This is a genomic window from Streptomyces sp. FXJ1.172 (genome assembly GCF_001636945.3).
Lineage (GTDB): Bacteria > Actinomycetota > Actinomycetes > Streptomycetales > Streptomycetaceae > Streptomyces.
Genome location: NZ_CP119133.2, coordinates 6,629,624 through 6,642,878 on the forward strand (window position 1 = coordinate 6,629,624; position 13,255 = coordinate 6,642,878).

At 72.7% G+C, this 13,255-nt stretch carries 14 protein-coding genes and 1 pseudogene; 7 read left to right on the forward strand and 8 right to left on the reverse strand.

Annotated features, from left to right (window positions below):
• The first annotated feature begins 28 nt into the window (after window positions 1–28).
• Window positions 29–529, forward strand: coding sequence for a flavin reductase family protein (locus A6P39_RS29725; RefSeq protein WP_079133705.1), 501 nt, complete (start codon window positions 29–31; stop codon window positions 527–529).
• A 22-nt stretch (window positions 530–551) separates the two neighbouring features.
• Here the strand turns inward: A6P39_RS29725 and A6P39_RS29730 are convergent, their stop codons facing one another.
• The 4 genes from A6P39_RS29730 to lipB all read right to left on the reverse strand — a co-directional run bounded on the left by A6P39_RS29730 (window position 552) and on the right by lipB (window position 3,646).
• Window positions 552–1,241 (reverse strand): DUF4191 domain-containing protein, encoded by a 690-nt coding sequence (locus A6P39_RS29730; protein ID WP_067053121.1) that lies wholly within the window; start codon window positions 1,239–1,241, stop codon window positions 552–554.
• 60 nt (window positions 1,242–1,301) lie between these two features.
• A complete protein-coding gene (locus A6P39_RS29735; RefSeq protein ID WP_067053124.1) occupies window positions 1,302–1,499 on the reverse strand; it encodes an SCO2195 family GlnR-regulated protein in 198 nt (65 codons plus the stop codon).
• A 260-nt stretch (window positions 1,500–1,759) separates the two neighbouring features.
• Window positions 1,760–2,725, reverse strand: coding sequence for a lipoyl synthase (lipA, locus tag A6P39_RS29740; RefSeq protein ID WP_067053127.1), 966 nt, complete (start codon window positions 2,723–2,725; stop codon window positions 1,760–1,762).
• 123 nt (window positions 2,726–2,848) lie between these two features.
• On the reverse strand, window positions 2,849–3,646 hold the full coding sequence (lipB, locus tag A6P39_RS29745) for a lipoyl(octanoyl) transferase LipB (protein ID WP_067053130.1): 798 nt from the start codon (window positions 3,644–3,646) through the stop codon (window positions 2,849–2,851).
• A 247-nt stretch (window positions 3,647–3,893) separates the two neighbouring features.
• Here lipB and A6P39_RS29750 point away from each other — a divergent pair, with 247 nt between their 5' ends.
• A complete protein-coding gene (locus A6P39_RS29750; protein ID WP_067053133.1) occupies window positions 3,894–5,351 on the forward strand; it encodes a regulator in 1,458 nt (485 codons plus the stop codon).
• Window positions 5,352–5,390: 39 nt separating this feature from the next.
• On the opposite strand, the gene A6P39_RS29755 is transcribed toward A6P39_RS29750, so the two are convergent.
• Window positions 5,391–6,755 (reverse strand): NAD(P)/FAD-dependent oxidoreductase, encoded by a 1,365-nt coding sequence (locus A6P39_RS29755; protein ID WP_067053136.1) that lies wholly within the window; start codon window positions 6,753–6,755, stop codon window positions 5,391–5,393.
• 205 nt (window positions 6,756–6,960) lie between these two features.
• Entirely contained in the window at window positions 6,961–7,854 is an 894-nt protein-coding gene (locus tag A6P39_RS29760) for a TIGR01777 family oxidoreductase (RefSeq protein ID WP_067053139.1), read from the reverse strand.
• Between the two features lie 71 nt (window positions 7,855–7,925).
• On the opposite strand from A6P39_RS29760, the gene A6P39_RS29765 reads away from it, so the two are divergent.
• Window positions 7,926–8,405, forward strand: a complete 480-nt coding sequence (locus A6P39_RS29765; RefSeq protein WP_199840964.1) for a GNAT family N-acetyltransferase — start codon at window positions 7,926–7,928, stop codon at window positions 8,403–8,405.
• Window positions 8,406–8,466: 61 nt separating this feature from the next.
• On the opposite strand, the gene A6P39_RS29770 is transcribed toward A6P39_RS29765, so the two are convergent.
• Complete coding sequence (locus A6P39_RS29770) at window positions 8,467–9,651, reverse strand: MarP family serine protease (RefSeq protein WP_067053147.1); 1,185 nt, start codon at window positions 9,649–9,651, stop codon at window positions 8,467–8,469.
• Between the two features lie 575 nt (window positions 9,652–10,226).
• Here A6P39_RS29770 and A6P39_RS29775 point away from each other — a divergent pair.
• The 4 genes and pseudogenes from A6P39_RS29775 to A6P39_RS29790 form a co-directional block, all read left to right on the forward strand.
• Window positions 10,227–10,961, forward strand: a pseudogene (locus A6P39_RS29775) (peptidoglycan recognition protein family protein); the annotation flags it as partial.
• A gap of 261 nt (window positions 10,962–11,222) precedes the next feature.
• Window positions 11,223–11,453: a hypothetical protein gene (locus A6P39_RS29780; protein WP_067053149.1), complete on the forward strand. Its 231-nt coding sequence runs from the start codon at window positions 11,223–11,225 to the stop codon at window positions 11,451–11,453.
• Window positions 11,454–11,716: 263 nt separating this feature from the next.
• On the forward strand, window positions 11,717–11,941 hold the full coding sequence (locus A6P39_RS29785) for a DUF397 domain-containing protein (RefSeq protein ID WP_079133704.1): 225 nt from the start codon (window positions 11,717–11,719) through the stop codon (window positions 11,939–11,941).
• A gap of 139 nt (window positions 11,942–12,080) precedes the next feature.
• Window positions 12,081–12,374, forward strand: a complete 294-nt coding sequence (locus A6P39_RS29790) for a hypothetical protein (RefSeq protein WP_159396168.1) — start codon at window positions 12,081–12,083, stop codon at window positions 12,372–12,374.
• Here the strand turns inward: A6P39_RS29790 and A6P39_RS29795 are convergent.
• Window positions 12,316–13,230: a hypothetical protein gene (locus tag A6P39_RS29795; RefSeq protein ID WP_275883921.1), complete on the reverse strand. Its 915-nt coding sequence runs from the start codon at window positions 13,228–13,230 to the stop codon at window positions 12,316–12,318. The two genes, A6P39_RS29790 and A6P39_RS29795, sit on opposite strands and share 59 nt — an antisense overlap.
• Window positions 13,231–13,255 lie beyond the last annotated feature (25 nt).

The following is a 13,255-nucleotide window of genomic DNA, read 5'->3' on the forward strand; positions in this document are numbered from 1 at the left end:
CGACGTCGCGGGACAGGTGGTGCGCGCTATGACCGATGCTCAGGACGTGATGGCGGCCGAGGTGTCTCCTGAGGAGTTCCGGGACGCCATGGCGCGCTTTCCGTCGGGCGTGGTGGTGGTGACCGCCCACTGTGAGGACGGCACCCCGCGCGGCTTCACGGCCAGCTCCTTCTGCTCGGTCTCGCTGGAACCGCCGCTGGTCCTCGTGTGCCTGTCGGACCTGGCCGACTCGGCGCTGGTCTTCGCGCGCTGCGACCACTTCGCGGTGAGCGTGCTGGCCCCGGAGCACCAGCACCTGGCGCTGCGGTTCGCCACCAAGGGCGCGGACAAGTTCGCCGACGGCCTGCTGCAGCCGAGCCCGGCCGGGCTGCCGACGGTGGTGCAGGCGCCGGTGCAGCTGGACTGTGCCGCATACGCGCGTTACCCGGCCGGGGATCACACGATCCTGATCGGCCGGGTAACGGGAGTGCGGCTGGGCGAGGGGTCGCCGATGGTCTACTGCGAGCGGGAGTTCCGGTCGCTGAACTGACCGGCGGCCGCCGGCACGGGGCTCAGCGGCCCTTCGGCATGCGCATGCCCTTGGGCATGGGGCCCTTCGGCAGCGGCATGTTGCTCATCAGGTCGCCCATGGCCCGCAGCCGGTCGTTGGTGGCCGTGACCTGGGGGCCGGTGAGCACGCGCGGGAACTTCAGCATGGTCGTACGCAGCTTCTTCAGCTCGACCAGGCCCTCGCCGTTGCCCACGATGACGTCGTGCACCGGGACGTCGGCCACGATGCGGTTCATCTTCTTCTTCTCGGCGGCCAGCAGGCCCTTGACCCGGTTCGGGTTGCCCTCGGCGACCAGCACGATGCCGGCCTTGCCGACCGCCCGGTGCACCACGTCCTGGCTGCGGTTCATGGCCACCGCCGGCGTGGTCGTCCAGCCCCGGCCGACGTTGTCCAGCACTGCGGCCGCGGCGCCCGGCTGACCCTCCATCTGGCCGAAGGCGGCGCGCTCGGCCCGGCGGCCGAACACGATCGCGGTCGCCAGCAGGGCGATCAGCAGGCCGAAGATGCCCAGGTAGACCGGGTGGCCGATCAGGAAGCCGATCGCGAGGAAGACAGCGAGGGTGCCGATGCCGACGGCTCCGAGTACAAGACCGATCTTCTTGTCGGCCTTACGGGTCATCTTGTACGTGAGAGCGATCTGCTTCAGTCGCCCTGCGTTCGCGGCGTCCGCCGCGGTTTCCTTCCTCGCCATGGCACGAAGTCTACGTGGCCCCGGGAGTGCCGACGACGGCAGTGCCCGCGGCGGAATGCGTCAGGAGCGGTGCGCGGCCTGCTCCAGCACGCGCTGCGCCTCGACCCGGTCCTTGGCCCGGCGGCGGTCCTCCAGCACGGAGGTCCAGGCGTTGCGGCGGGCGGTGCGCTGACCGCTGCTCATGAGCAGCGACTCGACGGCGCGCAGAGCGTCGGTGAAGGACGGAATGGCGGTGGCGCGTACGGGCGCGGCCTGCATGTTCGAGGTCCCCCCTCGGGGCGGCGGCGGGTGGTGTACGAGGCGTGATACCAGAGTCACTGTTTGGTGTTACCAGGGCGTGACCGACCGGTCAAACACCGATGAAACCTTGACGGGGAGCGCCCAAACACTGACGCGGCCCTGATGGGCGCCCTCATCAGCGAGGACGGTCAGGACCGCGTCGTACCGGCCATTACTGGCCGGTAACAGCTTGTGCGCGAATTCACACACGCCCTGTCACGGGCGCCGCCGGCCGGCTGTCACACCGCCTGCGAGGCGATGTACGCGCCACGCTTCTCGACGGCCATCCGGTACAGCCGCCCGGCCCGGTACGAGGATCGCACGAGCGGGCCGGACATCACGCCGGAGAAGCCGATCTGCTCGGCCTCCTCCTTCAGCTCCACGAACTCCTGCGGCTTGACCCAGCGCTCGACGGGGTGGTGCCGGACGGAGGGGCGCAGGTACTGGGTGATGGTGACCAGCTCGCAGCCCGCGTCGTGCAGCTGCTTCAGTGCCTCGCTGACCTCCTCGCGGGTCTCGCCCATGCCGAGGATCAGGTTCGACTTGGTCACGAGGCCGAAGTCGCGGGCCTCGGTGATGACCTTCAGGGAACGCTCGTAGCGGAAGCCGGGGCGGATGCGCTTGAAGATCCGCGGGACCGTCTCGACGTTGTGCGCGAAGACCTCGGGGCGGGCGGCGAAGACCTCGGCCAGCTGCTCCGGGACGGCGTTGAAGTCGGGAGCCAGCAGCTCGACCTTCGTGCGGCCGCCCTCGCGCTGCGCCGTCTGCTGGTGGATCTGGCGCACCGTCTCGGCGTACAGCCAGGCGCCGCCGTCCTCCAGGTCGTCGCGGGCGACGCCGGTGATGGTGGCGTAGTTCAGGTCCATCGTGACCACGGACTCACCGACGCGGCGCGGCTCGTCGCGGTCCAGGGCCTCGGGCTTGCCGGTGTCGATCTGGCAGAAGTCGCAGCGCCGGGTGCACTGGTCGCCGCCGATGAGGAAGGTCGCCTCGCGGTCCTCCCAGCACTCGTAGATGTTCGGGCAGCCGGCTTCCTGGCAGACCGTGTGCAGGCCCTCGCCCTTCACCAGGTTCTGCATCTTCGTGTACTCGGGACCCATTTTCGCCCGGGTCTTGATCCACTCGGGCTTGCGCTCGATGGGGGTCTGGCTGTTGCGGACCTCCAGGCGCAGCATCTTGCGTCCGTCGGGTGCGACTGCGGACACGACCGGCTCCCTGCTGTTCGACTTCGCGTAATCTTCGATTCTTCGGCGCACACCAGCCTACGCCCGTGCTAAATGCGCCCTCCCGCTGAGGCCAACCTCGCGGATGCAGGCCTCATTCCCGATTCAGGCGGGGGCCTTCTCGATCAGCCGCGGCTTCGGCTCCGCGTTCCCGAGGACGTCTTGCAGGTGTTTCTCGGCGATCGGCAGCACCTCGTCGATGGTCACCTCGCGGCCGAGTTCGTACGAGAGGGAGGTGACGCCCGCGTCGCGGATGCCACACGGGATGATCTTGTCGAAGTTCGAGGTGTCCGGATTCACGTTCAGGGCGAAGCCGTGCATCGTGACGCCCTTGGCGACGCGGATGCCCATGGCGCAGATCTTGCGGTCCTCGCGACGCTGGCCCGCGTTCGAGGGCGCGTACTCGGGGCCGTTGAGCCGGGGGTCGAACTCGGGGTCGTTGGCGCGCGGGTCGAAGTCGAGCGTGAGTCCTCCGAATGCCGGGCGCTGCTCGACCGGGTCGCCGAGCACCCAGACGCCGGCGCGGCCCTCGACCCGGGAGGTCTCGATGCCGAACTCGGCGCACACCCGGATCATCGCGTCCTCGAGGCGGCGCAGGTGCGCGACCACGTCCACCGGGCGGGGCAGCTTCTGGATCGGGTAGCCCACCAGCTGGCCCGGGCCGTGCCAGGTGATCTTGCCGCCGCGGTCCACGTCGATCACGGGGGTGCCGTCCAGCGGGCGCTCTTCGGGCGCGGTACGCCGGCCCGCCGTGTACACGGGAGGGTGCTCGAGGAACAGCACGGTGTCCGGGACCTCGTCGGTGAACCGGGCCGCGTGCACCCGGCGCTGCTCGTCCCAGGCCTCCTGGTAATCGACGGCATCCGCACCGAACCCCATGCGGACGAACCGCAACTCACTCACGGCAAGCGCCTCCCTCAGCGACCGAGCCATCGGTGTGTCAGGCACGTAACGCGCCCACGCCACTGTACGTCCGACCGGAGTACGTCAGCCCTACGGGCGTTTCTCACACGATCGGATGAATACACGGCGGAATGTGTGATCGTGCACTCACTCTCCGCTACATTCGCGCCGTTCGTGAGGCCATAAGGGCTGCTCAAAGGCAAACCGGGCACTTCAGAGGCCCGGAAGGCAGGAGACCGCACCGCAGATGACGGACCGACCCGCGCAGCGCACCCCCAACCGCCAGCTCGCCGCGCTCATCGCAGAGGCGGGGTTCTCCAACGCGGGTCTGGCCCGTCGCGTCGACCAGCTCGGCCTGGAGCACGGACTGGACCTCAGATACGACAAGACCTCGGTCACCCGCTGGCTGCGCGGCCAGCAGCCCCGGGGTACCACACCCGCCCTGATCGCCGAGGTGTTCACGCGCCGCCTCGGGCGCCGGCTCACCGCCCAGGACCTCGGCCTGGACGCGTGCGCGCCGGTCTATGCCGGGCTGGAGTTCGCGGCCACCCCGGAGGAGGCCGTCGACATCGTCAGCGGGCTGTGGCGCAAGGACTCCGGCAGCCACGCCGAGCTGCGCAAGATCGCCTTCACCCCGGCGGGGCTGGTCGTGCCCAGCCGGGACTGGCTGATCGGCAAGCCAGACGACAAGGTGGCCCGGGACCCGGTGCCCCGGGTGCCCACGCAGGGCCGCCCGGGCCCGGTGAAGCCCCTGCCGCTCGCCCCGCCCCGGGCGCGCGGGAACGGCGAGCGCGCCCCCGGGCACAAGGTCTCCAGCGGTGACATCGCGGCGCTCCGCTCGGTGGGCGAGCTGTTCCGCACCCTCGACGACCGCTTCGGCGGCGGCCACGCCCGCCAGGCCCTCGTGCGCTACCTGGAGCACGAGTGCGAGCCGATGCTGCGCGGCAGCTACGACGAGCAGACCGGCCGCCGCCTGTTCGGCGCCGCCGCCGACCTGACCCGGCTGGCCGGCTGGACGTCGTACGACATCGCCGCGCACGGGCTCGCCCAGCGCTACTTCGTGCAGGCCCTGCGGCTCGCCCAGGCGGCCGGCGACCGGGCGTACGGCTCCTACGTCCTGGTCACCATGAGCCGCCAGGCCGTCTACCTCGGGCACGGCAGGGAGGCCGTGCAGCTGGCCCGGGTGGCCCAGCAGGGGGTGGGCACCGGTGCCACGCCGGTCGTCCAGGCGCTGCTGCACGCGTCCGAGGCGCGGGCGCACGGGGTGCTGGGCGAGGTGCGGGCGTGCACCGCGGCGCTGGTCCGGGCCGAGCGCGCCCTGGAGGCGGCCCGGCCCGGGGACGACGTGCCGTACTGGGCCAAGTTCTTCGACGAGGCGCAGCTCGCCGACGAGTTCGGGCACTGCCACCGGGATCTGCAGCAGTTCCGGGCCGCCGCCCAGCACGCCGAGCGCTCCCTCCAGCTCCGCGCGCCCTCCTTCGCCCGCAGCCGTCTCTTCTGCCGGGTCGTCCTCGCCACGGCCCGCCTCGGCCTCGGCGAACTCGACCAGGCCTGCACGCTGGCCGCGGAGGCCGCCGGCCAGGCCGCGGAGATGCGCAGCGCCCGCGCGATCGAGTACGTGAAGGACTTCGAGCGCCGCCTGGAGCCGTACAAGGACGCGGCGCCGGCCAGGGGTTACCGGGAGAAGGTGGCGGCGTTGGGTTAGCTCACCGTGCCCACCTCTCCCGCGCCTTCCCGGGGCGCCTCACGCCGCCCTCGGCAGCGTCGGTGCCGGATCCGCGCCGTGCATCGACCCCGCCGCGCCCAGGTCCGCCAGGATCGCGGCCGCGGCCCTGTGGGCCGAGTGCAGCGCGCCCTGGACCGTGCTGGTGTCGCGGTGGTCGCCGCAGACGTACAGGCCCGCCAGGAGGCGCACCGGGCGGCGCAGGTCGTGCGGTGGGCGCATGGCCGGCACCGCCTCCGGCGTGTGGTGCACGGCCAGCGTCTCCCAGCGGCGCGTCGAGGTGCCGTACAGCCGGGAGAGGTGGATGCGGACGGCGGTGTCCACGCCCTGCGGCGGCGGCCCCAGCACCGTCGAGGAGATCAGCACCCGGCCGACCGGCGCCCGGCTCGGGTCCACGTTGCTGAGCACCGCCGTGTGCGCCACCGGTCCGCCCCGGTCGGCGTCCAGCAGCAGCGAGGTGCCCGTGGCGAACGTGGCCGAGGCGTCGTCGGTGGTGTGGTGGACCACGGTCACCGGATGGAAGTCCGGGACCCTGAGGCCCGGCAGCAGTTCCGCCGCGGCCCGCGCGTCCGTCGCCAGCAGCACCGCCCGGCAGCGGATCTCCCCGTGCTCGGCGGTGTTCACCGAGGTGGTGCACACCGACGTCACGCGCACCCCGGTGTGCACGGTGCCGGGCGGCAGCGCCCGCGCCAGCAGCTCCGGCAGCACGTCCGCGCCGCCCTCCGGCACGCACAGCCGGCCGCTCGCGAAGGCGCGCAGCGCGAGGTCGGCGCACCGGCTGGAGGTGGTCAGCTCCGGGTCGCACAGCAGCGTGGCGAGCAGCGGGCGCAGAAAGCCCTCGACGGTGCGGGCCGGCACCCCGCGCTGGGTGAGGGCCTGGGCGGCGGGCATCTCCGGGCGGGACAGGAGGCGCTCGAGCGGGGTGGCGGCGATCCGGCCGAGCGCGGCGCCCAGCCGGGCCTGGTCCATCGCGCCGCCCACCGGCGTGCCGACCCGGCCGGGAGCCGCCGCCGCGCCCCTGGGGGCGCTTGCAAGGGCGCGCACCGCATGGAGTGCGCCCCGTGCGCTCCCTCCGGCTGCCGGCGCGCCCGCGCGCTGGGTCCGTCCGTCGCGGTGCAGCAGGACGCCCGGCGCGAAGCGGCGCAGGGCCAGCGAGTCCAGGCCCGGGGTGAGCCGGAGTTCGGGGTAGGACGAGGACAGCAGTTGTCCGATGCGGTCGAGCCGGAAGCCGTCGACCTTCTCGGTCGACATACGGCCGCCCACGTAGGGGGCGGCCTCCAGGACTGCGGTCGTTACTCCTGCGCTGGTGAGCCGATGAGCCGCCGAGAGTCCGGCGATTCCGGCTCCCACGATGACGACGTCCACCTGGTACGCGGGCTCAAGCACGAGGCCCCTCCTGTGGTTGCGCGGCCGGTGGAGACGTCATGCCCCCAACAGGCTCCAGGGATACCCGAGTTCGGCTCGAGGTTAGGGCCGTGATCGGTCATGAACAGTCGCGCATGAACAGGGCACGGTCGCATGGAGGTCGCATACGGTCACAAGAGGTCGCAGAACATTCCTCGCGTACGGCAGTTCGCCGGGACGGCGTGCGTCAGGCCGCCCGGATCGCCTCGTCGATGCCGGGGAACGCGAACCGGAACCCCGACTCCAACAGCCGTGTGGGCAGCACCCGTTGACTGCCCAGCACATCCCCGGCCATCTCGCCCAGCACCGCCCGCAGCACCGGCGCCGGTACCGCGAACGGTGTCGGCCGGTGCAGCACGCGGGCCATCGCCGCGGTGATCTCACGGTTCGTCAGCGGCTGCGGAGCCGTCAGGTTGAACGGCCCGGACAGGGTCTCGGTGTCGATGAGGTGCCGGATCGCGGCGACCTCGTCGTGCAGCGCGATGTACGACCAGTACTGCCGCCCGTCGCCGAGCCGGCCGCCGAGTCCCGCCCGGAACAGCGGGAACAACCGCCCCCAGGCCCCGCCGCCCCGCGCCACCACCAGCCCCGTCCGCGCGAACACCGTGCGTACGCCCGCCTCCTGCGCGGGCGCCGCCGCCTCCTCCCACTCCACGCACAGCCCCGGCAGGAACCCGTCGCCCGGTGGCGCCTCCTCGTCCACCGCACGGTCGCCGGTGTCGCCGTAGAAGCCGATCGCGCTGCCGCAGACGAAGACCCGCGGCGGCTCGGGCAGCGCGGCCACCGTCTCCGCCAGCGCGGCCGTGCCCAGCACCCGGCTGTCCCGGAGCAGCCGCTTGTACTGCGGTGTCCAGCGCCGGTCGCCGATCCCGGCACCGGCCAGGTTGACCACGGCCGTGACTCCGGTCAGCCCTGCCCCGTCCACGTACTGCCCCTCGGGATCCCAGCAGACCTCGCCCGGCCCCGCCGCCGCCCGGCGCACCAGCCGTACGACCTCGTGGCCGTCCGCCGTCAGGGACCGCACCAGGGCGCTGCCGATGAGCCCGGACGCACCCGCCACCGCGATTCGCATACGTTCCATGGCCCCAGCATGCCCGTACCCGCGCCAAAACCCCTTCGAGCGGTGCGACCGCCCGCCATAGGGTGATCGTCATGCCGGAGCCGTACATACGCATCGCCGTGGCCGACGACGAGGCGGACCTCGCCCTCCTCGACCGCGCCACCTGGTCCACCCTGCACGCCGTCTCGCCCGCGCCCGAGGCGCCGTTCTTCGACGAGCGCCACCTCCCGGAGGACTACCTGGTCGCCGAGGCCGACGGCCGGGTCGTCGGTTACATCCGGCTCGCCCGCCCGACCCCGCTCGCCTCCAACGCACACGTCCTGCAGATCCAGGGCCTCGCCGTCGCCGACGAGGCGCGCGGGCGGGGCGTGGGGCGCGCCCTCGTCCGGGCCGCCGTCGAGGAGGCGCGCGGACGCGGAGCGCGGCGGCTGAGCCTGCGCGTGCTCGGACACAACGCCCCGGCCCGCGCGCTGTACGAGTCCGAGGGGTTCGCCGTCGAGGGCGTACAGCCCGAGGAGTTCCTCCTCGACGGCGCCTACGTCGACGACGTGCTCATGGGCCGCAAGCTCTGAGGCCTGTGACAGCGGCAGTGGCTGGAGCAACAGGGAGTGACAGCAGCGGCATCGGTGACGTCTAGGAACTGACGAGCTGGCCCGTGTCAACCGGTGTCGTCGCCGTGGCCGCGCGCTGTGCGTCGCCCGCCACCTCGGCCGCCGTCAGCGCGTACCCCGTCTCGGCATCCGAGGTGGAGCGGGCGAAGACCACGCCGAACACCCTGCCTTGCGTGGTCAGCAGCGGGCCGCCGGAGTTGCCCGGGCGGACCGTGGAGCGGATCGAGTAGATGTCCCGGGTGACCGAGCGGTCGTTGTAGATGTTCTGCCCGGTCGCCAGCACCCGGCTCGCCACCGTCGCCGCCTGCAGGTTCAGGCCGCCGTCCTGCGGATAGCCCGCGACCACCGCCGCGTCGCCGCGCGCCGCGCTCGTGTCGAAGCGCAGCACCGGGGCGCTCAGGCCCGGCACATACAGCACGGCCACGTCCCGGTCGGGGTCGAAGAGCACCACCCGGGCGTCGTACGACCGCCCGACCCCGCCGATCCGTACGCTCGGGTGGGCGATGCCCGCCACCACGTGCGCGTTGGTCATCACACGCTGCGAGGTGTACACGAAGCCGCTGCCCTCGCGGCCCTCGTTGCCCGAGATGCCCTCGATCTTCACCGTGCTCAGCTTCGCCGCGCTGGTCGCGGCCGGGGTCACGCTGTCGCCGGAGGGACGGGCCACCCGGGCCGTCGACTCGTTCTCGAACGGGTTGAAGACCTGCGGGAAACCCGCCTCGGTCAGCGCCGACGTGGCCCGCGAGAACCACGCCGGCGTCGTGTCCGGCATCGCCTGCTGCACCGCGCCCAGCAGCGTCGAGTTCCGTATCGCGGTCGTCAGCGCCTGCGACGGGGCCGCGCCCAGCACGCTCGCCGCGACCCAGGCCACGATCAGCACCGCGACCGAGTTGGCCGCGGCGCCGCCTATCCCGTCCACGACCCGCAGCGGGCCCCGGTCCAGCTCCCCGCGCAGCCGCAGCGCCAGCCGGCCCGCCAGCTCGTGCCCCACCACCGCGGGCACCAGCACCGTCAGCACGGCGAGCACCGTCGCCGTCGCCGTGCCGCGCGCCACCAGGCCGGTCACCCACGGCAGCACCCACACGCCGATGACGGCGCCGCCGACGAACCCCGCCAGCGAGACACAGCCGGCCACCAGTCCGCGTCGGTAACCGGACGCCGCATAGACGAGGATCACCAGCACAAGCACCAGGTCGAGCAGGTCCACGGAGCCGCCTTTCTCTCGGACCCCTCAGTACGGACGGGACGGGCCCGGTGATCAGTCACCCACACCTGAGCGGCCACCGCGCGGCGAGCCGGCCACGTGTGCGTGTACCCCCAGAAACGTCCCGGACCAGGACGATGGTTCCACCGGGTGGCACAGCGCACATCGCGGGCACGGCGTGTCGGCTTGAGAGTAGGACCATGCGTGCTGTCCGAAGATCGATGAGAAGACCGAGCAGAGCGAGCGGGCCGAAGAGGCCCAGCGGACTGCGCGGACCGGGCGTACCGGGGGCGCAGGAACCACTGCTCGAGGTACAGGGGGCGCAGGGGGCGCAGGGGACCGCCGTGGCGTCCGCGGTGTCCGAGCCGGCGTCCGCACCCTCAAAGGCGCCAGAGGCGCCAGAGGCTCCCGGGGTTCCCTCCGCTCCGATTGGTCCGACTGGTCCGACTGGGCCATTCGGGTCATGGCTGCGGCGGTGGAGCGTCCCCTGGCTGCGGCGGTGGGGCGTCCCGTGGCGGCGGCGGTGGAGCGTCCCCTCGCGGCGGCGGTGGGGCGTCCGGGTCCCCGGTCCGCTGCTGGTGCTGATCGGGTGCGTGCCCGGGGTCTGCGCCCTGCTCGCGCTGGTGCTGTTCGCCCGGGGGGCCGACGGGACCGCCGCGGCGCGGCTCAACCGGCACGGTGAGGGCCCGGCCACCACGGCCTACCGTGCCGTCCGCCCGCACATCGTGCCAAGGTCCGTCTGGCTGGACGGCACCACCGGGCGCAATCAGCCGCCCCCGCGCTACGACGACAAGGTGGTCGCCATCTTCATCCACCACACCGACTCGCCGGGCGGCTACGACTGTGCCGAGGCGCCCGCCATCATCCGCCGCCTGTACGCCGGCCAGAGGGGCGACCGCCGCTGGGACGACATCGGCTACAACTTCATCGTCGACCGCTGCGGCACCATCTACGAGGGCCGCGCCGGAGGCGTCGACAGGCCCGTCATCGGCGCCCACACCCTCGGCTTCAACCACCGCACCGCCGGGATCGCCGCTCTCGGCACCTTCACCGCCGGCGCCGAGGTGCCCAAGGCCATGACCGACGCGATCGCCGCCCTGGCCGCCTGGAAGCTGGGCCTCGCCGGTGTCGACCCGCGCGGCAGGGTCCGCCTGCTCTCCAGCAGCAGCCACAGCCGCTACAAGGCCGGCACCACCGCCACGCTGCCCACGCTGGCCGGCCATGACGCCGGCTACATGACCAGCTGCCCCGGCGCCGCCCTCACCGCCCGCCTGCCCGAGATCCGCCAGGCGGCCGCCCGCCTCCAGGGCCGCATTCCGCGTACGCCCTCCCCGGCCCCGACGCCGTCCGCACCCCGCAAGTCGGCCATGACCCCCAAGCCGACCATGACCCCCAAGCCGTTCACGGCTCCCAAGCCGTCCACGGCTCCCAAGCCGTCCACGGCTCCCAAGCCGTCCACGGCTCCCAAGCCGTCCACGTCGTCCACAGGGACCTCATAGCCGTCCCGCAGCCTTCTCCGAGCCGCGCGTCCTACCGTCGGGCACGACAGCGAGCCGACCGGAGGCGGGGCGACGATGAGCGGTCGTACACAGCGACAGGAACACCACACCGAGCACTCCCAGCAGTCCGGGTCCGCGCCCGTCTCCCTGTGGGGACGGGCGGCGCGCAGCCCTTGGACCGTGGTCTGCGTCATCGCCGCGGTCGTGGTGGGCCCGGCCGCCGGTACGGCGTCCGCGCTCGACCGGGCCAACGCGGCGCCGCCGCTGCACATCCCGGCCCACGAAGGCCCCAAGTCCCTTGTGTGACAAGGCGATCGGGCTTGTTTGCAACTTGGCGCGGCGGGTTCGGAGAGCCTACCCTTTCAGGGCAAAAGTGGGGCAGGAGTGTGTGACCGGCGGTCGGATTGGTGCCGCGCACTGGCCACTCCCGCCGTCCTCCTGCGGGCGTTCGCGCGCGTGCGGTACGGTGCGTGCGGACCGGCGAAAGCGGGAAATACGGGGGTTTCCAGGCGCGCGCGTCTCTCGCACCGATCGGTCTTACCCGACCGCATGGTGAGAGGTAGTCAGGGGTGGGCGAGGGGGATCTGCTCGGGCTCGACTGGCATCGGAGCAGTGCGTGCGACCCGTATCAGTGCGTGGAGGTCGCCATGACGGGCGGGGGAGTCCGAGTGCGGGAGTCCCATCGTCCGCACACGCATGTCGTCGCCGTCGGGGGGCCGGCCTGGCGGGCATTCCTGGGGGCGTTATGCGGAAGAACCCCGATGGGGTCGATGCAGCCGAAGGAGCCCGGATGACAAGCGACTTCCGGCCACGGGGCGGGGCCAAGATCAGGGACGGGGGGCGGCTGTGGTTCGATTGGGCCCAGCAGTGAGACGGTATCCGCATCACGGCCAGAGTCCATTTCAGCTACGTGTTCGGTTACGTGGGGGCGAGATGGGGGAATCCGCTGAGACGCCGCTCGCGGTCGTGCACGCGGCACGGCCACGCGGCAGAGCGCTCCTGCCACTGGCACCGCTGGTCGTCGTGGTCTTCGTCGTCTCCGGCGGCGCGGCCACGCTGGTCGGCGTCCTCCTCTCGCTGGCGGTGACGGCGGCGCTGCGGCCCTGGGTGTGGGCGCTGTCCGGCACGGTGACGGCGGTCGTCGCGGGCGTGCTGCTCGACCGCGGGACTACGGCCGCGGCTCGCCGCTTTCCGCAGCTGACGGAGTGGTTCCGGCCGGGGGAGTGACGGGGGCCTGCCGACGGTTCCTGAGCCGGCGGCGTATCTGCAGACCACCGAACGCGGCCGTGCCGGTGCCGCCGAGGATCCACCCGCTGCGCTCCATGGTGGCCAGCGACGGGGTGGAGTGCGGGGCGAACGAGTGCACCAGGGCGTGCACTGCGATGGCCACGAGTGTCGCGCCCCCGTACACCAGCAGGAACACCACCGCGATGCCCACCAGGGCGGCGAGGAACCTGAGCAGCGCGGCCGTGGAGCCGAGGACCGCGGTCTGCAGGAACATCACCAGGTCGCCGGCCGTGGGCGGCCGGTCCGTCAGGACCTCCCGGGGCGTGGGGATGTCGATGCCGCGCCGGGGGCCGGCCGGGAAGCCGCCGCCGGTCGCGCCGCCGGTCCCGCTCCCGGTGATGACCACCGTCGGCTGAATCGGCTCCAACGCCCCGCCCGGCCCCCCTGTCTCGGCAAGGGTCCGCGATCCATCGACCGCAGGGGAACCGCTCGCCGCGTCCGTCCCGCCGGTTGCGCCGGTCGCGGCCTGCCCGGCCGAGCCGCTCGGGCCGGCTGATCCGTTGGTTCCGTTGGCGCTGTTGGTCCCGCTCGGTCCGTTCGATGCGCCCGATGCGTCCGAACTCGCCGTGCCGGAGGGGCTGTTCGTGCCCGCGCCGGCGGCATCGGCCGGATCGGGCTCCCGCCCCGGATTCCGGGGCCCGGCCGGGTCCTCGGGGTCGTCCTCGGGTGCCGGCTGTCCGGTTGTCCCCGGCTGTTGTCCGGCCGGGGGCGAAGTGGGATCCGGCACAGGGGTGCCGGGGCGGGGGGCGCCGTTGCCTGCCCGCCACTGCCGTATCCAGGTGAGCACACCCGCCACGGGCCCTCTCCGATCTCTGCCCGAC